General features: G+C 44.5%; 14 protein-coding genes and 1 pseudogene. 7 read left to right on the forward strand and 8 right to left on the reverse strand.

Annotated features, from left to right (window positions below; translation table 11 throughout):
* Positions 1–195: 195 nt before the first annotated feature.
* From AR383_RS05490 to phoB, 3 genes are all read right to left on the reverse strand, one after another.
* Positions 196–1,644 (reverse strand): MltF family protein, encoded by a 1,449-nt coding sequence (locus tag AR383_RS05490; protein WP_083481502.1) that lies wholly within the window; start codon positions 1,642–1,644, stop codon positions 196–198.
* A 104-nt stretch (positions 1,645–1,748) separates the two neighbouring features.
* On the reverse strand, positions 1,749–3,062 hold the full coding sequence (gene phoR / locus AR383_RS05495; RefSeq protein WP_055732241.1) for a phosphate regulon sensor histidine kinase PhoR: 1,314 nt from the start codon (positions 3,060–3,062) through the stop codon (positions 1,749–1,751).
* Positions 3,063–3,068: 6 nt separating this feature from the next.
* On the reverse strand, positions 3,069–3,761 hold the full coding sequence (gene phoB, locus AR383_RS05500; protein ID WP_055732242.1) for a phosphate regulon transcriptional regulator PhoB: 693 nt from the start codon (positions 3,759–3,761) through the stop codon (positions 3,069–3,071).
* Between the two features lie 315 nt (positions 3,762–4,076).
* On the opposite strand from phoB, the gene AR383_RS05505 reads away from it, so the two are divergent.
* From AR383_RS05505 to AR383_RS05520, 3 genes are all read left to right on the forward strand, one after another.
* Positions 4,077–4,958 (forward strand): HAD-IIB family hydrolase, encoded by an 882-nt coding sequence (locus AR383_RS05505; protein WP_055732243.1) that lies wholly within the window; start codon positions 4,077–4,079, stop codon positions 4,956–4,958.
* A 2-nt stretch (positions 4,959–4,960) separates the two neighbouring features.
* The gene (locus AR383_RS05510) at positions 4,961–6,172 is read left to right on the forward strand and encodes a glycosyltransferase family protein (protein WP_055732244.1); all 1,212 of its coding nucleotides are present in this window, start codon (positions 4,961–4,963) and stop codon (positions 6,170–6,172) included.
* Positions 6,173–6,442: 270 nt separating this feature from the next.
* The gene (locus AR383_RS05520) at positions 6,443–8,566 is read left to right on the forward strand and encodes a methyl-accepting chemotaxis protein (RefSeq protein ID WP_055732246.1); all 2,124 of its coding nucleotides are present in this window, start codon (positions 6,443–6,445) and stop codon (positions 8,564–8,566) included.
* 153 nt (positions 8,567–8,719) lie between these two features.
* Here AR383_RS05520 and AR383_RS22570 read toward each other — a convergent pair.
* Together AR383_RS22570 and AR383_RS05535 are read right to left on the reverse strand one after the other, a co-directional pair.
* A pseudogene (locus AR383_RS22570) lies at positions 8,720–9,454 on the reverse strand (aldo/keto reductase family protein); the annotation flags it as partial.
* Positions 9,455–9,855: 401 nt separating this feature from the next.
* Complete coding sequence (locus tag AR383_RS05535) at positions 9,856–10,698, reverse strand: hypothetical protein (RefSeq protein WP_055732249.1); 843 nt, start codon at positions 10,696–10,698, stop codon at positions 9,856–9,858.
* A 148-nt stretch (positions 10,699–10,846) separates the two neighbouring features.
* Between AR383_RS05535 and AR383_RS05540 the strand changes: the two genes are divergently transcribed.
* Positions 10,847–11,971, forward strand: coding sequence for an IS110 family RNA-guided transposase (locus tag AR383_RS05540; RefSeq protein WP_055732250.1), 1,125 nt, complete (start codon positions 10,847–10,849; stop codon positions 11,969–11,971).
* 331 nt (positions 11,972–12,302) lie between these two features.
* Here AR383_RS05540 and AR383_RS05545 read toward each other — a convergent pair whose 3' ends face one another.
* Positions 12,303–13,166, reverse strand: coding sequence for a DUF2806 domain-containing protein (locus AR383_RS05545; RefSeq protein ID WP_055732251.1), 864 nt, complete (start codon positions 13,164–13,166; stop codon positions 12,303–12,305).
* An 827-nt stretch (positions 13,167–13,993) separates the two neighbouring features.
* The gene (locus tag AR383_RS05550) at positions 13,994–15,721 is read right to left on the reverse strand and encodes a sugar phosphorylase (RefSeq protein WP_055732252.1); all 1,728 of its coding nucleotides are present in this window, start codon (positions 15,719–15,721) and stop codon (positions 13,994–13,996) included.
* A gap of 417 nt (positions 15,722–16,138) precedes the next feature.
* Between AR383_RS05550 and galU the strand changes: the two genes are divergently transcribed.
* On the forward strand, positions 16,139–16,963 hold the full coding sequence (gene galU / locus AR383_RS05555; protein WP_055734958.1) for a UTP--glucose-1-phosphate uridylyltransferase GalU: 825 nt from the start codon (positions 16,139–16,141) through the stop codon (positions 16,961–16,963).
* 34 nt (positions 16,964–16,997) lie between these two features.
* On the opposite strand, the gene AR383_RS05560 is transcribed toward galU, so the two are convergent.
* Complete coding sequence (locus AR383_RS05560; protein ID WP_157051650.1) at positions 16,998–17,507, reverse strand: GNAT family N-acetyltransferase; 510 nt, start codon at positions 17,505–17,507, stop codon at positions 16,998–17,000.
* A 266-nt stretch (positions 17,508–17,773) separates the two neighbouring features.
* Between AR383_RS05560 and rdgC the strand changes: the two genes are divergently transcribed.
* The gene (gene rdgC, locus AR383_RS05565) at positions 17,774–18,682 is read left to right on the forward strand and encodes a recombination-associated protein RdgC (protein WP_055732254.1); all 909 of its coding nucleotides are present in this window, start codon (positions 17,774–17,776) and stop codon (positions 18,680–18,682) included.
* A 177-nt stretch (positions 18,683–18,859) separates the two neighbouring features.
* The gene (gene trhP / locus AR383_RS05570) at positions 18,860–20,227 is read left to right on the forward strand and encodes a prephenate-dependent tRNA uridine(34) hydroxylase TrhP (protein ID WP_055734959.1); all 1,368 of its coding nucleotides are present in this window, start codon (positions 18,860–18,862) and stop codon (positions 20,225–20,227) included.
* The last annotated feature ends 1 nt before the right edge of the window (position 20,228 follow it).

The following is a 20,228-nucleotide window of genomic DNA, read 5'->3' on the forward strand; positions in this document are numbered from 1 at the left end:
TCTTTATCTCCATAAATGACGCGTTGATTTATTTTCGTCATGTAGTATTGGTGAATTCGGTGACAATTATATTTCTACTATGTGACAGTTATATGTCAGGCTATTATTTTTCTAAAAAATCCCACTTTCAAGACATAACAAACTGATTTAAAAGTAAAATTAATTTTAAACAATAAAGCCATCTCGTGAATATGGCTATTGCTGAGTTTGCTGCTCTATATCTGAAGCAAGGGTGTAAGCGATGTAGTACTTGTACACATTAGATACGTAACGCACTGTTTCGCTACCAATAATCCGCCCCGCTGCGATTTCTACATGACCAAACCAACGATTAGGATCAAGCCCCATCTCTTCGGCCAAACGACGCATGCGCTTCATTTTAGTTGGCCCTGCATTATAGGCCGCCCAAATCAGCGCCATCCGTTCGCTATCGTCAATATCGTCTTGGTTAATATAATGAGTACGAAGCCAGTCTAGGTACTTTATTCCCGCCGCAATATTTTGTTCAGGATCGGATAAGTCCTTATAACCCATCTGTTTGGCTGTAGAAGGTAGCAATTGCATAATCCCGCGGGCTCCGCGATGGCTCACTTTGCTATTGTCTAAGCCCGACTCTTGGTAGCCTTGGGCCACAATGGCTAAATAATCAAATGCATATTCACTGGCGTATTTTTTAAAAAACGGAGCATAGAGATTAAAGCGCGCTCGGTCTTCAGAATTAGCCAAGCGTTTAACCCAAGCAGTATGCTCAAAGTAACGGTTAAGCAAAGTATTTCCCAGTAGACTGCCCTGCTTCACTTGTTGATCCACAAAAGCCTGTAAGTTTTTCTGCAACTTAGGGTTGTTTTGCCGCACCGCCCAACCTAGGTTTTGTCCTTCACTGGCACGAATGTGCTTATCAATCCGCAGTTCGGTAAATAACTTGGCCCATAAATGGGCTTTATAGTCATCCACTATGGTGTAATCCACCACCCCAGCATTTACCAACTCCAAAATATCTTCTGACAATAATTTGCTATCGCCCTCGATGATTTTAATGGCTTTAAGTTTATTACGCTTGAACAGCCGATTAATGGCTGCCAAATGCTCGGCATAACTACTACCCGCCATCACGTAGATTTTTTTGCCCGCCATGTCTCGCCAAGAGTTCGGCCGTTGAGTCTCTTTATGGCTAACTAATACTTCGTTTATATCTTGAGCGTTGCCTAAGGCAAAACGCAGTTGTTTTTTGCGCTCTGGAGTGGCAGTTAAAAAAGCCGCGGCAATGTCACCTCGGCCTTCTAGTAAGGCGGGAATAAGCTGGTCAAAGTGAACCGGAATAATCTTCACCTTGGTTTTATTAACGTCTCTGCGGATCCCTTTATTTAAAAATTTCTCGTAGAGATTGAGTAACTCCACTTGGATCCCCAAAGGCTGGCCATTGGCTAAATGAAAATCCGACTTACCATAGGTGACTAAAGCGCGAATGATTTTGCGTTGCTTGATCTCTGCTAAGTCGCCGGTGAAAGGCTCCTTAATATAGAAGGGAAAGTGCAATAAATCGTTACTATTAGGCTGATTTGAGCTTTCACTTGCAGCATAAGCAAACATTGAGCTACTTACCAGCAACCAGCCAAGCAGTAACAAGCGTCCAACAACATTCACTATATTCAACAGCAACAACCCTTTAAAAATCAGTCCTATAGCTAGTATAAGCAGGATCAAAAAAAAAGTAATTGCTTAAAAACAGAGGAAGCGGCTATAGCAAGCTAAGACGCCTGCTGCCTAGCTTCAACTAACAACTTCTTGGGAATGATGAAACTAAAAGTACTGCCCTTACCCTGCTTACTTTTTATCTGAAGCTGGCTGTCGTGGTGCTGCAAAGCATGTTTCACTATCGATAGTCCCAAACCGGCGCCTCCAGTGTCTCTTGAACGGGCCTTATCAACCCGATAGAAACGCTCGGTTAAACGCTGCAAGTGCTTGCGTGCAATACCCGGTCCAGAATCTTTCACGGCAAATACCACTCCGGTGGGAATCACCGATAAGGTCACTTCAATCTCACCGGGTTCATTGCAGTATTTGATGGCATTGCCCAGCAAATTGCCGCAGGCACTACGCAACTGTTCCTGTTCACCCTTTATCAGAATATTTTCTTCAATCTTAAATTTAAAACTCAGTTGCTTGTCCTTGGCCAAGCCAGCAACCTCAGCCTTGAGTTTGTGAACAATCGCTGAAAAATCAACCGGATCTGAGCTATCTTCAACTGAGGCTGATTCAATTTTGGCTAAAGTGAGTAACTGATTCACCAAATTTTCCATGCGACTACTTTGGTCAAGCATGGTGCTACGAGCCTTGCCCCATATCATTGGGTCGACTTCGTCTTGATCTAGCATTTCCAAATAGCCACGCATCACCGTGAGAGGGGTACGCAGTTCATGGCTTACATTTGAAACAAAACGCTTACGCATTTTCTCTAATTTACGCAGTTGGCTGACATCGCGAACCACTAATAACAGTTGTTTCTGACTGTAAGGCATTGCGCGAAATTCTAACCAGATGTCTTTTTCTACTGGGCTAATAATTTCTAAAGGTTGATTAAAACGACCTTTACTGAGGTAATGCACAAAGGCGGGAGTGCGGATTAAGTTGGTTAAATGTTGTCCGGCATCGGCTGGCCACTTTAGGCCTAACAAACTTTGCGCTAACTGATTACACCACAAGATGGCACCATCTTGATTGATCACCACAATCGCATCGGGCAAGGCTTCTGCCCCTAGGCGAAAATACTTCATCAATTGCGCCAATTCACGCTCACGACCTAAGCGACGCTTTAGCATGTTGTAAATACCGTGAAACACCGGCTCCCAACTACCCGCGCCGTGAGGAGGCGACAATTTACGCTGATTATATAACCAATCTAATAGTTTATGTTGTTGGCTATACATCCAAGCAATATGAATAACAGCGGCCAACAAGCAGGCCTCTAAAGCGTATCCGCTCAGCGCACCCAAAACGAATAAAGGCGAGTACGCTAGTGCGACTCGCCAAATTACCCGTTGCCATGAAAAAGGCACAAACATTGGTAATTATTTCATCCTAGTTGAAAAACGGTATCCTGAACCGCGAACAGTTTGTATAAGGCGATCATAACCTTGCAAGCCAATCGCCTTGCGCAGGCGACGAATATGAACATCTACCGTACGGTCTTCGACATACACATTAGTTCCCCACACATTATTAAGCAACTGCTCACGACTATATACTCGCTCGGGATGGGTCATGAAAAAATGCAATAGTTTAAATTCCGTAGGGCCCATATCTAAGGGTTCATTTTCGACGCTTACCCTATGTGATACTGGGTCTAGGCGCAAGCCCTGAACTTCAATCGTCTCTTCTAAAGAGGTGGGCGAAATACGACGGATGACCGCCTTAACTCTGGCCATTAATTCTTTTGGAGAAAAGGGTTTAGTTAAATAATCGTCCGCACCGGCTTCCAAACCTTGAACTTTATCTTCTTCTTCACCCTTGGCGGTCAACATAATCACCGGAATCTGTCGAGTCAGTTCGTGGCGGCGCATGTGCTTAATAATAGAAATTCCACTGCCACCCGGTAACATCCAGTCTAACAAGGCTAAATCAGGGTAAGGTTCGGTGAGCTTAGCTATGGCTTGCTCATAATCAGCCGCTTCAATTGGCTCATATCCATGCTGTTCTAGAACAAAGCATAACATCTCGCGGATCGGTGCTTCATCTTCTACAACAAGTATCTTCCTAGGCATCACTTTTATCTCAATCTAAGAAACTGTGGCAATTATGCGACGTATTAATGACAGATTTATGACAAGCACAGTGTAAATCAAAGGATTAGACAAATACAACGCGAACCAAGCTGGTGCAAAGTTGGGCAGAACCCTTGGGCTTGCACCATAATAGATCAAAACACTTTCATCGACTTAGTCAACTACTGAGTTTTTTGTAAGGTCTAAGCCCATGAAAACAATAACATTTAACCTAATTTAAAGAAAACATAACATGACTATGGCACTGCTCGTGCTTTGCTTTAGCCAAACATATTTCGTTATTTTAGGGGCAGCATGCAGTATTTCGCTCAGCAACTATCAACTACAAAAGGTTACCAAGGTGCTAGTAAGCTCTTGGTATTTACAGACTTAGACGGCACCTTATTAGACCATGATAGCTATAGCTATGAAGCAGCCTTACCTAGCCTCAACCAACTAAAACAGCTGAATGTTCCGATTATATTTAATACCAGTAAAACCTTTATGGAGGTTTTACAACTGCAGAAAAAAATGGGGCTTCAACAACCCTTTGCCATAGAAAACGGCTCTGCTTTATGTATTCCCGCAGAAGGCGAACTGCAAGCCGACGAGCTAAGCCCGCTAAATGTGGGCAAGCAGCGTTGGAAACTTAAAACCTTTGGCCCTAGCTACCCCGATATTTGCCAGCACCTAAGTGTATTGCGCCAACAATATCACTTCCGTTTTCAGGGCTTTAATGACATGAACGTCAGTGAAGTGCAACTAAACACCGGCTTACCTAAATATGATGCGCAGCTGGCTAAACAACGCATGGCCTCAGAGCCCTTATTATGGAATGACAGCGACGACCAGCTAAAAATATTTATTAGTAAATTAGAAGCGCACAACCTAGCGGTAGTAAAAGGAGGGCGTTTTTATCATGTTAAAGCCAAATTCGATAAAGCCGATGCCATGCAATGGTTAAAACAGCTTTATCAGCATCAATATCAGCGTGAGTTTACCACCATTGCCTTAGGCGACAGTGAAAATGATCGTAGCATGCTAGAGCGCGCTGATATTCCGGTGGTGATTCCTCGCAAGCACGATCCAGCGCTGATGATCGACCACCCTAATTCCAGCCTAGCGCCTCATCCAGGCCCTTATGGCTGGCACCAATCGATGCAACAAATTCTACATTCCTTACTAAACGGAGCATAACCATGGCTGATTTTTATCAAAACGGTATTGTGACTACCTTACATAACTTAACCGATCGACCGCTCGAAGAGTTAGAACAGGAGCTGATAGCGTTCTCGAAAGTCCGGCCAATGAGCTTAGTACTGCCGTCCTTATTTTCAGAACTCGAACGGCCAGCCTTAGCTACCATTGTCGCCGAGTTAGCGAAAGTCCCCTACCTCAGTGAAATTATCATTGGTTTAGACTGTGCAACCGAAGAGCAATTTGCCTTTGCCAAAGATTACTTCGCGGAACTACCGCAACACGTTCGTATTCTTTGGAACGACGGCCCTCGCCTACGCGCTTTAGATGCACAACTGGCCGAACACAACTTGGCACCGAAAGAGCCCGGTAAAGGCCGAAATGTTTGGTACTGCTTCGGCTATGCCTTGGCCTCGGGTAAAAGTCAGGCGGTAGGCCTACATGATTGCGACATTATCACCTATGACCGCAGCATGTTAGCCAGATTGATGTACCCGGTAGCAAACCCCTTGTTTAACTACGAGTTTTGTAAAGGTTTTTACGCCCGCCATGCTGATGGCAAACTGAACGGCAGAGTGGCACGACTATTAGTTACGCCGCTGCTAAAAGCCTTGAAAAAAATTGAAGGCTACGATGACTACCTGGAGTATTTAGACAGCTTCCGCTACTCACTAGCCGGCGAATTTTCTATGCAGTTAGACGTGATTAATGATCTACGCATTCCCTCTGACTGGGGATTAGAGATTGGCGTACTATCAGAAATTTACCGTAATCATTCCACCAACCGTATTTGTCAGGTCGACATCGCCGATGTTTACGATCATAAACACCAAGATCTCAGCCCCGACAACCTTGATGCCGGTTTAGCCAAAATGGCCACCGACATCAGTAAAGCGGTGATCCGCAAGTTGGCCACTCAAGGCCACACCTTTAGCCCTGGTAAATTGCGCTCATTAAAAGCCACCTACTTTAGAATGGCGCTGGATTTCATCGATAACTACCACAGCGATGCGCTGATCAACGGCTTGAGCTTAGACCGCCACGCCGAAGAGGATGCGGTTGAGTTGTTCGCCAAAGCAATTACCTCTGCAGGTGAAACGTTCTTGGAATACCCCTCGGCAACACCGTTTATTCCAAGCTGGAACCGAGTACAAAGCGCAGTACCCGATTTCTTAGAGCGCTTATACGAAGCAGTAGAAGCCGATAACTGTTAAAACTTAAATTCAATAAATAAAATGCTGAAGCTTGCCCTATTTAGGCAAGCTTTTTTTTTGCTGATAAATAACCAGCTTCGTACTAGCCCACGCCTACCCAAGCCGCGAAAGCACCATATTGATGCAAGCGCACCAATTAAGAACCAAACAAATCTAATAAATACAATAACAAAACAACAAAAGCCAATAAGCACCAATATAGAGCACCATTTAAATGCAAAGGCATCAATCTTGCTTAAAATCCCGAAAATTCTAAGGGAAATAGAAACCATGCAACTGACACAACAAGAAAAACACTGGCTCCCCATTTTCGGAAATAGTGGCAAACTAGCCATGCGCAAAGCCTGCTGGTTAAACCGCAAACGCCGCTCACAACTTCAACAAACCTTTGAAAGCATCTCCTCCACCCGCGTTAAGCTATTGCAAGGCTGGGCCAACACTCAATGGGACTTCCTACAAGACGCGATGTTTTATCTCGCCACCAAGCCTTTAGAACAACAACCAGAAGTGTTATCGCAGCTACTTAGCCGTAATAACGACTTTTCAGAACTATTTATCGTTAACTTAACTGGTGCAGTCAGTGCCAGCAGTTTTTCACAACACACTGGGCAAACTGTTGTTTGTTCTAAAGCCTTAGAGCAAGGATTAAAACAGCAGTTTTTGCACGGCCCTTATAAAGACCCTCGCACTCTTAGCGTTGGACCTTCTAGTTCCCATTTTCACGACCAAGTCACGCTGATGTTCTACCAACCCTTAGAGGTTGATGGTGAAGTCGTGGGCTGCTTATGCGGTCGAGTGCCAAACGACGTTCTAGGCGACTTAATTCAACGCGAAGCCGGTCATATCTATAGTGAATCCGGCGACAACTACATTTTCATGGTAGAAGCCAAATTTGACTCGAGTATCAAGCCCGGTACCGCCTTGTCGCGTTCTCGCTTTGAAGACAACACCTTCTCACATGGTGAAAATTTAAAATCGGGGATCCACACTAATTGGGGCTCGGTAAAAATCGCCCAGCATACCGAGTTTGAAATTCGCTTTACCGATCCCGCAACCCAAGAATTACACCCAGGTGTAAGAGAGACCATTAAAAACGGACACAACCTTTATATCGACTACCCTGGTTATTCCGATTACCGACATATTCCGGTGATTGGCAAAGGCATTACCTTTCAGCTTCGCGGTTCCTTGGACCGTTGGGGGATGATGTGTGAAGCCGATTTAGAAGAAGTCTACCGTCACCGCTCCTTAAGCCATAAATTAGGCAATAAGTATTTACTTAGCTCTGTTTTTAACATCCTTTTACCATTACTACTTGCCCACCAGCTAGAGCTAAATTTCGCGCAACTGGCCGGATTATTACTAGGATGTTCCGCACTGAGCTTTTTAGCATTTAAGAAATGGGTAACTAAGCCCCTAAGAGAAGGCATTGAAAACATGAGTGGCGTGCTGCAAACCCTTGCCGAAGGTGATGGTGACTTAAAACGCCGCTTAGATGCGAGCCAATTTAAAGCCGATGAAACTGGTGACTTAGGCCGCTGGATAAATAGTTTCATCGATAACCTTGAAGGTGTTATAGGCGGGATTATTTATGCTTCCAACGAAGTGCAACAAGTCAGTAGTTCAATGTTGCGCCGTTGTGGTGTAGTGGATAACTGTACTCAGCAAACCTCTTATTCTATTGATTCATTGCTAAATTTAGCAAAACATCAACAAGCTGAAATTGTTAAAGCCAGTCAATCAGCAGAACACCTGCAACAAGTGATGACAACAATGGTTGAAGATGCCCAAACTGAATACCAGCATGCAGTTAAAAACACCCAAGAAATCAAACAAATTGTTGAAGCATCGGCCAAAAGCGTTAATCAAGTAAACGATGAAATGAAGCAAATTGAAGCCATTGTGAAGCTCATTACCGAAATTACCGATCAAACCAACCTACTGGCACTTAACGCAGCCATTGAAGCAGCCAGAGCAGGAGACCATGGCCGTGGTTTCTCGGTGGTTGCAGACGAAGTGCGTAATCTTGCCACCAAAACTTCCGATGCAGCCAAACATATTGGCGATACCATGGGCAAATTGCGCGAACAAACCGAAACCGCCGTGAATTACATGGAGCAAGGGGTTAAAAACGTCGACCAAAGTTCAGCCTTACTCGATACCGGTAACCGCAGCGAAGCCTTACAACAGGCAGTGGAAAATATGTTTACTACCATCAACCAAATTGCCGGCAATAGTGAACAACACAGCGAAACGGCAGAGCAAGCTCAAGTCACCACTTCATCGCTTGAACTGTCTTCTCAACAATTAACCCGTAGAACCACCTTAGTGAAAAACTCCATCCTGCGTTTACACCAATTGGTAGAGCGTTTTGAGGTCAGTAAAGCGGCGTAACAGGCTAGTTTGTTACTCAACAAGCAACAAGTGATTTGAACACCACTTAAGTATCAGCGCTACACTCAGTAGCGCTTGTACTCCCAAGCCGAGCTAAATCAACCTACGGCTCGCTTAAGCGAGAAGGCGCAAGCGGCCTCCCATCGATGCTAATTAGTCTTGGCGGTACACCGGAAATACACTGGCATCACCGTAGTTTTCAATACGCTTCATATTATTTAAGGTGCTCATATCAGCATCAGAAATAACAAAATCTAAATCCGCATTGTTGGCCATATGTGCGGGGTTGGCGGTTTTAGGCAGTGACAATAAGCCCAGCAGCAAGGTGTAGCGGATGCACAACTGAGGTAATGACACGCCGTATTGTTCTGCCATGGCTAACAGTTGCTGATTTTTAAACAGCTCACCATGGCCCACTGGAGAATAGGCTTCAACCAACATGCCCTTACTTTGAGAGTATTCAATTAAATCACTGGGTACGTTAGTCACATGAGCCAGAATTTAATTCACCATCGGCTTAACTTTGCAGGCACTCAAAATATTATCGATGTCCACCTGTTGAAAGTTTGATAAACCAATAGCGCGGATTTGCCCAGCTTGATAGGCGTCTTCCAAGGCTTGCCATGCCGCTAGATTACCTTCAAAAAAGCGGTCTTCCACGCCGAACTGATCCCAGGGCTGAGGGCTGTGAATAATCAGCAAGTCAATGTAATCCAAGGCCATCCGCTGCAAAGAGCCCTCGATGGCCTGTTTCGCGCCCTCATAACTTTTAAAGTTGGCCGCCAATTTGGTAGTAAGAAACAGCTCTTCACGCGGCACACCACTGGCTCTAAGTCCATTCGCCACCTCAGCTTCATTACCGTAATCCTGCGCCGTATCGATATGCCGAAAACCTGCGGCGCATTCAGTTACTCCTGCGGGTGCCGCAACGCGTTAAGCTCGCCGCGCTCCAAATTGACAACCACAGCGCCACTCGACCATGCCCTTGTTGCCAACACCCCATGCACTGCACAGGCGTGAGTCGAACGAGCTAGCCGAAAGGCGAACAATATAAGGAGAATGGCAGGGCTTAACATGAGGATGAATACATAAAAAAATTAACAGCTTAGCACCACACAAGACGGGAAGGGTTTCGCGCCGTTCAACCTGTCTTAGCCAAACTCGCCTTGGGAAAACGAACAAGGCCTTGGCCCCGCCAGTATCAACACCGTTATTTACTATAGAAAGGAGCATCGGGCTTGTTCAACACCCGAATAAGGTGTCGGCTGCGCGACACTTATTCTTATTTGTTATATTTGTTCTTGATGAAGCATGAAGGTCTCATGTCTACTATCTTTAGTTATATCTGCATACATCAAAACGCTATCGGTTATAAAACTAGAGTTAGCCATGTGTTTTATATACTTCTCAGGTTCATTTCCAGTAAACTCCAAAATTGAGTTGGCAATGTTCCATAAGTTAGCTAGTGTACCCTGCAATTCGCCTGCATTTAGGATAATATCTTCGTTAACTCTATGTATAAAGTCATAATCCTGTTTAGGGCGCAAAACCCGAACATTAAGAAAATCTTGGATATAAGAAATGCTTTGAACTATTTTACGCCCCAAACTTGCACTACGAGTATCTGAGCTTAAATACTCAGCAAGTTTTCTCTGCGTATTTCGAGCTTCTACCAATGCATCAGAATCATCCTGTTCGTCAATATTCACTTTATACGTGCAAAAATCCAAAGTGTTTTTAGGGAAAATTTTCCTATACAGATCATATCTATCAACTATGTGAAAGCTAATGTTACCCTCGGATTCTAGCTCATCGAGAAGCTTATCAAATAGCATTCGATGCATTTGATATTTTTCAAAACTTATAAGCTCAATTTTGGACAGAGTCAGTTTATCTTGCACTGCCTTTTCAGAATAATTCTGGTAAATAAGAAATATCAATGTGCCCATTGAACCAAAGGAAGCAATTGCTGTATAGATACCCGCAAGAAAAGAACCAAAATTCGCCCAATCCTCTTGATTGGAAGAAACAACCTGACCTTTACCTATTTGAAACCAATAAATAACTAATGGTGCAGTTATCGCAATCAATGCAAGACAAACCGACAGTTTTAGACCCGTTTTTAAGTTCACTACGTCAAACTTCCTTATACTCTGGTAATTCGAAAAATATAGACATAATGATCCCCAGTGAAAGTGCCGACCTCCTGCGTTTATCGTGGGTTAGTCAAACTAGAGCCACACTGTTAGATGCACAGTCTTAACAGAACAGGAGATCGACATGTCTAAATCTAGCACGTTTTTTATTGGACTAGATGTTCACAAAGAAACCACTGATGTCGCTTATTGTGTTGATAATTCAAGAGATGAGCCTGTATTTCATGGCACCATTCCCACCAATATTCGTTCTATCAACAAACTTATCAAAAAATACAAAGACTTGGCTACTCATCTTTGCGTGGTTTATGAAGCTGGCCCTTGTGGATTTTGGTTATACCGTCATTTAGTGAAACACGGTATTGAATGTTGGGTAGTGGCTCCCGCCCTTATCCCTAAAGCGCCCAGTGATAAAGTAAAAACCGACAGGCGTGACGCCATCGCTTTAGCGAGAATGGCGCGAGCGGGATTAATTCGTTCTATTCATGTGCCCAACACCGATGATGAAGCGGTGCGGGATTTAATCCGTTGTCGTGAAGACGCCATGCTTGATTGTCGCCAAGCGCGGCAACGTTTAAAGTTGTTCTTATTACGCAATGGCCACCCTTGTTCCGGTCGCCAAGTTTGGAATGAGGCCTACAAGCGCCACTTGGCCGATATTCACTTCTTAGAGCCAGCCAAGAAACTCACCTTTCAGCATTACATCAACATTGTTACCGAGCGTTATGAGCGGCTGCAACACCTTGAACAAGAGCTACAAGTGATTGCTCAAGACTGGTCTTGGTATCCGCTAGTTCAATACCTAACAGTATTACGTGGCATACGCTTCTTATCGGCCATTACCTTAGTGGCAGAGCTGGGTGACATGCGCCGTTTTGCTAACCCGCGCTCATTGATGAATTTTGTGGGCTTAACTCCCTCAGAATATTCCAGTGGCAACCGACAAAAACAAGGCGGTATTACCAAGTGTGGCAATACCCATGCAAGGCGAATACTGATTGAGGCAGCTTGGGCGTATCGGTTTCCCCCTAAGGTCTCGCGCGAGTTACAGATACGCCAACAAGACCAATCGCTACACTTACAACAGCGTTCATGGCAAGCCCAACAACGCTTATGCCGACGCTTTGCCCAACTCAAACACCGTGGCAAAGAATACAACAAGGTGGTGACGGCAGTGGCCAGAGAGCTACTGGGTTACATCTGGGATATTGCGCAGCGTTTTGACCCACAAAGCCAACATATAGGATAGAGGTAGAAACAAGCGAGTAGTTTAAAACAACTTGAATGAGTAAGACTGACGGCAGTGGTGAGAGCAACCCTCGAGGGCGTTAAGCGATGTAAACTCGCGCACCTAGACTGAGGCAAGACTCCAATGGCGCAAACAAGTAATGCGAATAACCAAACTCGCGGATATCAGCAAGGTCAACCGCCGACACTTACTTGCTAACGGTCTCTCATTCAGGTTTTCTATGCTGGTGTTAATCGGTAGGAATAGACTTGTGCGCGTTGACAGAGGGGAGCATATCAACGCCTAGCTCACAGGAAAATTAGAAGCGCAGCGAGTAATTTTTCCAGTGCAGCTACTTGTTAAGTAGCCGGGTATGCACGATAAACCCACTTTTAAACCATTGTTCAATAACATACTCATAGAATTTTTCATTCCTTTTAGCACCGCATATCGGAGCAAGCTCTTGGCCAGCACGTGTCAGCATGACTTTGCCAATGTTTAGATCATTATTATTATCTTTAGGGAATTCAATAATGGTAGGTCGACCAAAGTAGAATATCTGTGCATATTTACCAAACCCCATGCGGCGATAACCTGTGGTTGACTCAAAGGATATTAGGCCTATTGCATCTAAATGTTTCAGAACTCCAAAGCTAATCCCTTCATTTTTATAAACATCATGGTTAGGTTCTAAGATGATTGGCATGACATCACCAAGAAACCAAGAAAACTGACAAAACTTGGTAAATATCTCTGCGTCCTTTTTGTCCATTGACGCCACAAAATCTATAGTTCGCTTAGAAAAAGTACCTGGCTTCGATGCCTCACCAGATAGCAGGCTAGACCATAGTAATTGCATCTCAGTATCTGAAACAGTGTCACAATTCTTAAAAAAGTGGGCTACCCAGTCTTCTTCAAGGTTTTGCACATCCGCATCTTCGGCTAATGAAGATGCGGCCTGTGCTGTAATAGCTTCAATATTTTCTTGCTTTCGACCTTCTTGCTGAACCATTCGATCAATAGCCCTTTGCTGGATATCACTTAGCTCTATTGATGCTAACGCCTTTATTTTTTCAGCTTCTGCCTCGGCTTCAGCTTTCTTTTTTATCCGCCTTGGTTCGTAGAGAACACCAACAGCATTCGAAACCTTTTCAATCAGCACTGTAGCTGGCTTTGAAATATCACCAAAATTTACTAGCGAGTTTCCTTCCGACACTATGGCTCCTCCATTGGCTAGCTACTTAACGCTAAGTAGGAAACACGTGGTTCCTATCCCATTCAATGAGCACGCTTCCTATCACAGAAAGTGTGACCTTGCGCAAGGTCACTAGACTGTTCGTGCTCTCTCTTTAACTTATTGTCTACTTTGATGTTTTCTTTTAATTTTATCAATAGCCAATGTTCAAATTCTATAGACGGTTTTGACAAAAGCAGCTTTAGAAATGTTGGGGCTGTGTATAATCACAGTGAAAATGTGCGCAAGCCCTAAACGTTCAGTTTTCTTCATGTATGTATTGCAGAAGCACTTGGTAAAACGATGAGTTTTGCTATGGGTGAAGGTGAGTGTTTAAGGTATTATTGAACCAATTGCCTAATAAACTATGAAGCAAAAACATTTCACACCCACAATAATCAAGGTGGCGCTTTTAAATCCCATCATCTTCGCCGAGTAGCGCAAGTGAACAAGGGAGCAAAGTTGAAGTCTGTTTGAGCAAAGCGAGTTACTTCAACGCCCTTGTTAATGGGGTGAAAGCTTGGCTTTAAACAAAGCATCGCTTTGTAAGCTTGAACACAGGATCTAAGAAGATGCAGGGTGGCCTTTCTTTTGTGTACTTTTCTTTGGCCACCAAAGAAAAGTACATCGCCGTCAGGGCGAAACCCTTACTAACAACCCGATGCAAAACGAAATGATAAAAACGGGACTAACAACTCCCCTAAACTAAAAATGCAAACACAGTTTGGGGCAAAAACCTTTCACACCCTCAATAGCCAAGATTACGCTGTTGCATCCCTCCAATAAGTAAGGCGCCATAAGCGCCTTTACTAAGCGATATCTGGCTTAGCAACCAACCACAACACCTGATAAGGCTTTAGTTTGTACTCTTGCAGTAATACATCCTCTTCGCTGAGTAAGTCCTTACATTGCTGTTGATAGGCTTGCGGAAGTTGCAAATGGTGATCTATCGACTGGGGATGTTTGGTTAAATTGAAGACCGCCAATAACGATTGATGATCCACTTCTTGATTAGCAGTCGGCGCGTCACCGCGCTGCAGAACAAACAAGGCGTCGCCGCAATCATAAACGCGCTGCGCTGATTCTGGGTGAAAAGCACTAATGTTTTTACGCAAGCTCAGCAAATCACGATAACGCTGAAACACTTGAGCCTGAGCACTGTGCTCTTGAGAAAGCAGCGTTTCAAATTCACTGCGCTGCCAACGATGGCGGTTAATTGAACGGGTACGCCCTGTCTGCTCAACCAAAGCCTGATCGTTAGCCGTAGCAGTTAAGCTGTGAATGTAAATCCCTGGGATCCCCTGCAAACTTAACAACAGCTTTTGGCTACACAAGAAACGCTCCACCTGCCATTGGTCTGAACCCGTCCGTGTACCTTGCAAAGCATCAAACAAAGAAATATTTAACTCATAAGGGTTTTGAGTGCCGTCACCATTAGATTTCATGCTAACAAAACCGCCAAAATTGTGCACCGACTCAGCTAAGTCCATGATTTCATGCTTAGGAATAATTTGTTCCACCGCCCTTACCCCAATGCCATCATGCGAAGCCACAAAGTTAAAGTAATTACAGCCCTTGGGCAGTGCCACTAAGTCTCGCGCCCAAGCGGTTAAGTAATGTCCATTCCCCCGGTTTAAGGCATGCAATAACAGTGGTGGCAGTGCGAACTGATACACCATGTGGGCTTCATCGCCTTGACCAAAATAACTGATATTTTCTTGGTGAGGCACGTTAGTTTCGGTAATCAATATCAGATTAGGATCGAGTTGCTCCATCACCCAGCGTAATAACTTCACAATCGCATGGGTTTGCTGCAAGTGAATACAATTACTACCCAATAGCTTCCACACAAAGGCCACCGCATCTAAACGAACAAAGCGTGCCCCCTGTTTTAAATAGAAAATAAAGATGTCGACAAACGCCATCAGTACCTTGGGGTTAGCAAAATTCAAATCAATTTGATCATCGCTAAAGGTGGCCCATACATGCTTCAAACCTTGCCTAGTATATACATCTACAATTAACGGGCTGGTGCGGGGGCGAGTAACTGCGCTGTAATCCAGTTTAGGATCTGATTCAATGAAGTAGTCCTGACCCTCTCCTGTACCGTTAACAAAATCATTAAACCACAAGCTTTGCCGAGAACAGTGGTTCATCACTAGATCAAACATCAACTCAAAGTCTTGATTGAGCTTTTTAATATCACTCCAGTCGCCCAATTTATAATTCACTTGGTAATAGTCGATAACCGAAAAGCCATCGTCGGAGCTGAAAGGGAAAAAAGGCAGAATATGTACTGCGCTCACTAAACCGCTGAGGTATTCACCAAGAAAGAGGTGCAAACTTTGTAAAGGGCTTAAGCCTTCCGTCTCCACACTGTCACCATAAGTGATGAGAATGACGTCTTTTTCTGACCAACATTGATAACGGGGAAACCCTTGCTTAGCTTCTGCTACTTTTTGTTGCAGCAAAGCATACAAACTCTCATCTAAGCTTTCGCCGTAGATTTCTTGTAACAACAGCTCTAGTTGATCCATACAGGGCCCTCAGTGGTGGTTAACTCAATAGCTACTCTAATAAATAGAACCAATTACTGTGCCAACCCCAAATAGAGGCTAATTTACTCGCCAGTAAAAGCTAAACCTCTGTTTTAATTTGCATAAAAATCAATGGCTAAGTTTTATTTAAAGGCCGTAAAGAGTCTGCAATTGAGGCTTAGCAGGGCATGTGCCATTTTAAAGCAGCATACTGAAGTATCGCACAAAATCGCACCAAAACCGTGCAAAGTCAGTTATAGTTAACTCAGTAGCAAATACAACTAAAACAACAAAATATTTAATTAACAATAGTTTATATAATTATTCAGCTTTAGCGGCATTGCTTTTGCTGGGTAAAGATTAGACATTTAATCAAGCTAGACCACGAGTCGATGCTGAAAAGGAGTTCCAATGACCATGATAAAGAAATGTTTGTTTCCCGTTGCTGGCTATGGCACCCGCTTCCTTCCCGCGACTAAATCCATGCCTAAAGAGATGCTTCCCATCGTTAACAAACCTTTAGTGCAATACGGTGTTGAAGAAGCAGTGGCAGCCAATATGACAGATATGGCTTTTATCACTGGCCGTGGTAAACGAGCCATTGCCGACCACTTCGACATAAGCTACGAGCTAGAAAACGAAATAGCAGGAACCAGCAAGGAAGCCTACCTCAAAGAAATTCGCCACCTTGTAGACAATGTTAATTGTACTTATACGCGGCAAAAGAAAATGATGGGCTTAGGCCATGCGGTATTGTGTGGTGAAACCCTGATTGGTCAAGAGCCCTTTGGGGTGGTGCTCGCCGATGACCTGTGTTTTGGTGATGATGGCGGGGTATTAGCCCAAATGGCCAAACTTTATCAGCAGTTCCGTTGTTCCATTATTGCAGTAATGGAAGTGCCTAAAGAAGAAGCCCACAAGTACGGGGTCATTGAGGGAGAAGCCCTTCGCGATGATTTATTCCGTGTCACCTCAATGGTAGAGAAACCGCCACAAGGTGAAGAACCATCTAACCTAGCGGTAATTGGTCGTTACATTCTCACTCCCGATATCTTCAGCCTGATCCGCGATACCAAGCCAGGTAAAAATGGCGAAATTCAGCTAACCGATGCGCTACTCACGCAAGCGCAAAATGGCTGTGTGATGGCCTATAAATTTAAAGGTAAGCGTTTCGATTGCGGTAGTGTAGAAGGCTTTGTTGAAGCCACTAACTACTGTTTTGAAAATCTTTACGGAAAATAAGCTTAATGCCGGCGCGAAAGCGTCGGCTATTTCATTATTCAACTAATACCGGGTAAGGATTAAAGCCCATATGCACCAAAGGATAACCGGTGTAGCGCTCGGGCCGCTTCCACAAAATTTCAAAGCGGTGGCGTAAATAAAAACTCAGTGCTGAGGTATTATCAGCAAATAGGTGTAACTCTAAACGCGGCCGCAAACTTTTCGCCAACTCTAACAACTGCGAACCAATGCCTTTGTTTTGCCAAGATGGCGCCACAAATAAAGCAATTAACTTATGATCCACCAAGGCTAGAAATCCACACACCTGCTGGTCGACTTCAGCCACCCACACCTCCGCCCTGTCTTGATACAAGCGCTGTAGTGCTTCTTGACGCTCCCACCAATATTTACTCGGCAGAAAGTCATGAGCACGTAAACTGGCTGCGAACCATATTTCACTAATATCGTCATAGTCGCAGGACTTAGCTTTACGTAAGGTTAAACCCAAAGCATTGGTGTAAGAATTCAATACATCTGCCATCCACTGGTACCGAAGAACTTTCATTATGGTTAGCCAGTTCAAAATCAGATGTGAAATAGATCCAATTTCACAGGCTGCAGCAAGACCAAGATCACAAGCATTAACAAAAGTATTAACTAAGCTGATTCTGCCAAACAGCAATAAATCTTACATAAATATAATTGGGCACAGGAACCATGCCACTGGCAAATACGCTCTAGGTGGCTCAAAAAAAGCATAATTGCTGCCTGACATGACAATCAGTTTTGTTAGAATAGCCGCCCGCTAATTTATCAAAGAGCTATTCCGTTATGTGGTTTAAAAATTTAATGTTATTTCGAATTACCAAGGAGCTTGAACTTGAGCCGGAAAAGCTAGACGCAACCTTAAGCGAATTAAGCTTTAGCCCCTGCGGAAGCCAAGATCTCAGCAAGTTTGGCTGGGTCGCGCCAATGGGCAAGTTTGGTCAAAGCATGGTGCATGTGGTGGGTAACGAATACCTACTATGCGCTAAAAAAGAAGAAAAAATGCTGCCAGCCTCGGTGATCCGTGATTCTTTACAAGAAAAAATCGAGCAGCTCGAACAGGAACAACAACGCCCGCTGAAAAAAGCCGAGAAAGACGCATTAAAAGAAGAAATCGTAATGAGTCTGCTACCTCGTGCCTTTTCTCGTAGTAGCTTAACCTACGCCTGGCTCAGCCCCGATAACAATTTAATTGCAGTTGATGCTGGTAGCGCGAAAAAAGCCGAAGAAGTCATTGCTCTGCTACGTAAATCGCTAGGTAGCTTACCAGTAAGCCCAATTAAACTGGCTAATCAAGCCGATGTCACCATGACCGATTGGCTGAATGAACAAGCCATTCCTGCGCAATTTGAACTGGGCGAAGAAGCCGAGCTACGCAGTGCCCTAGAAGGCGGCGGTATTATTCGCTGTAAAGAACAGGACTTGTTCAGCGACGAAATTAAAGTGCACCTAGAAAACGATAAATTCGTCACCAAGTTAGAACTTACCTGGGCCGACTCTATTCGCTTTGTGATTAGCGAAGACATGAGCATTAAAGGTGTCAAGTTCACCGATACCATCACCGAACAAAACGAAGACATCGATAAAAGTGACGTGGCCGCACGCTTTGACGCCGATTTCGCTCTCGCCAGTGGTGAACTCAGCAAGATGATCCCCGACCTTATCGCTGCGCTAGGCGGCGAACTGAGCAATTAAACACGCCTTTATTGCGCAGCATAATTCACCAAGCCAAGCGGCTATTTACCAGCGGTCTTTTGACTTGGTGAAATTTTAAGCAAAGCATTGCAAGCCTAGCCTGCTCGGCGTACAATGCGCGCCCTTATGGGCTGCTTGCAGCCTCCCTCAATGATTCGACTAAGACCCGGAGCTTTGATGTTTACACCTGAACTACTGTCACCCGCTGGCACCCTAAAGAACATGCGTTACGCATTTGCCTATGGCGCAGATGCGGTTTATGCGGGCCAACCCCGTTATTCTTTACGTGTACGTAATAACGAATTTAACCACGAGAACCTTGAACTGGCGATTAACGAAGCCCATGCTCAAGATAAAAAACTCTACGTGGTCAGCAATATTGCGCCCCATAACGCCAAGCTAAAAACCTACCTGCGCGATATTGAGCCAGTGATTGCGATGAAACCCGATGCCCTCATCATGTCCGATCCGGGAATGATTATGATGGTACGCGAAGCCTTTCCTGAGCAAAGTATTCACCTATCAGTACAAGCGAACGCGATTAACTGGGCCACCGTTAAGTTTTGGCAGCAACAAGGGGTAGACCGAGTGATTTTATCTCGCGAGCTATCACTGGATGAAATCGAAGAAATTCGTATGCAAGTGCCAGAAATGGAACTCGAAGTATTTGTGCATGGCGCACTATGCATGGCCTACTCTGGCCGTTGTTTGCTATCGGGCTACATTAACAAACGCGACCCTAACCAAGGGACTTGCACTAACTCTTGCCGTTGGAAATACAACGCCCACGAGGCCAAAGAAAACGAAGTGGGTGACATCATTGCTACCCAACCGCAAATTGTAGAACCGACTTTAGGCGCTGGCGCCCCTAGCGACCAAGTGTTCTTACTCCAAGAGCAAGGCCGCCCGAATGAATACATGCCTGCTTTTGAAGATGAGCACGGCACCTACATCATGAACTCAAAAGACCTACGGGCAATCCAACACGTAGAGCGCCTTACCAAAATGGGTGTACATTCGCTTAAAATTGAAGGCCGCACTAAATCGTTCTACTACTGTGCGCGTACCGCTCAGGTATACCGTCAGGCGATTAATGATGCGGTTGCAGGCAAGCCTTTTAATCCTAACCTAATGAGTACTTTGGAAAATCTGGCTCACCGCGGTTATACCGAAGGTTTCTTGCGTCGTCATACGCACGACGAGTACCAAAACTATGACTATGGTTATTCGGTCAGTGATACGCAACAATTTGTTGGTGAAGTGGCGGGGCGTAACGCCGCTGGCCTTGCTGAAGTCACCGTGAAAAACAAATTTGTCTTGGGTGACACCCTAGAGTTAATGACTCCACAGGGCAACTTGAACTTCAAACTAGAACACCTCGAAAACAAAAAAGGTGAGCTAATTGATGATGCCAAAGGCAGTGGCCATACGGTATATCTGCCAGTGCCAGAGAATGTCGAGCTAGACCACGCCTTGTTAATGCGTAATCTTAGCTCTGGTCAGAATACCCGTAACCCTCATCAAGCTAGTGAAGTAAAGGCTTAAG

The sequence above is a fragment of the Agarivorans gilvus genome (assembly GCF_001420915.1).
Taxonomy (GTDB): Bacteria; Pseudomonadota; Gammaproteobacteria; order Enterobacterales; family Celerinatantimonadaceae; genus Agarivorans; species Agarivorans gilvus.

Bases quoted from the DNA above. Each gene is read 5' to 3' on its own strand.
- rdgC (WP_055732254.1), top strand. From the start codon at position 17,774: ATGTGGTTTAAAAATTTAATGTTATTTCGAATTACCAAGGAGCTTGAA.
- phoB (WP_055732242.1), bottom strand. From the start codon at position 3,761: ATGCCTAGGAAGATACTTGTTGTAGAAGATGAAGCACCGATCCGCGAG.
- AR383_RS05560 (WP_157051650.1), bottom strand. From the start codon at position 17,507: ATGAAAGTTCTTCGGTACCAGTGGATGGCAGATGTATTGAATTCTTAC.
- phoR (WP_055732241.1), bottom strand. From the start codon at position 3,062: ATGTTTGTGCCTTTTTCATGGCAACGGGTAATTTGGCGAGTCGCACTA.
- AR383_RS05505 (WP_055732243.1), top strand. From the start codon at position 4,077: ATGCAGTATTTCGCTCAGCAACTATCAACTACAAAAGGTTACCAAGGT.
- trhP (WP_055734959.1), top strand. From the start codon at position 18,860: ATGTTTACACCTGAACTACTGTCACCCGCTGGCACCCTAAAGAACATG.
- AR383_RS05550 (WP_055732252.1), bottom strand. From the start codon at position 15,721: ATGGATCAACTAGAGCTGTTGTTACAAGAAATCTACGGCGAAAGCTTA.
- AR383_RS05520 (WP_055732246.1), top strand. From the start codon at position 6,443: ATGCAACTGACACAACAAGAAAAACACTGGCTCCCCATTTTCGGAAAT.
- galU (WP_055734958.1), top strand. From the start codon at position 16,139: ATGATAAAGAAATGTTTGTTTCCCGTTGCTGGCTATGGCACCCGCTTC.
- AR383_RS05540 (WP_055732250.1), top strand. From the start codon at position 10,847: ATGTCTAAATCTAGCACGTTTTTTATTGGACTAGATGTTCACAAAGAA.
- AR383_RS05510 (WP_055732244.1), top strand. From the start codon at position 4,961: ATGGCTGATTTTTATCAAAACGGTATTGTGACTACCTTACATAACTTA.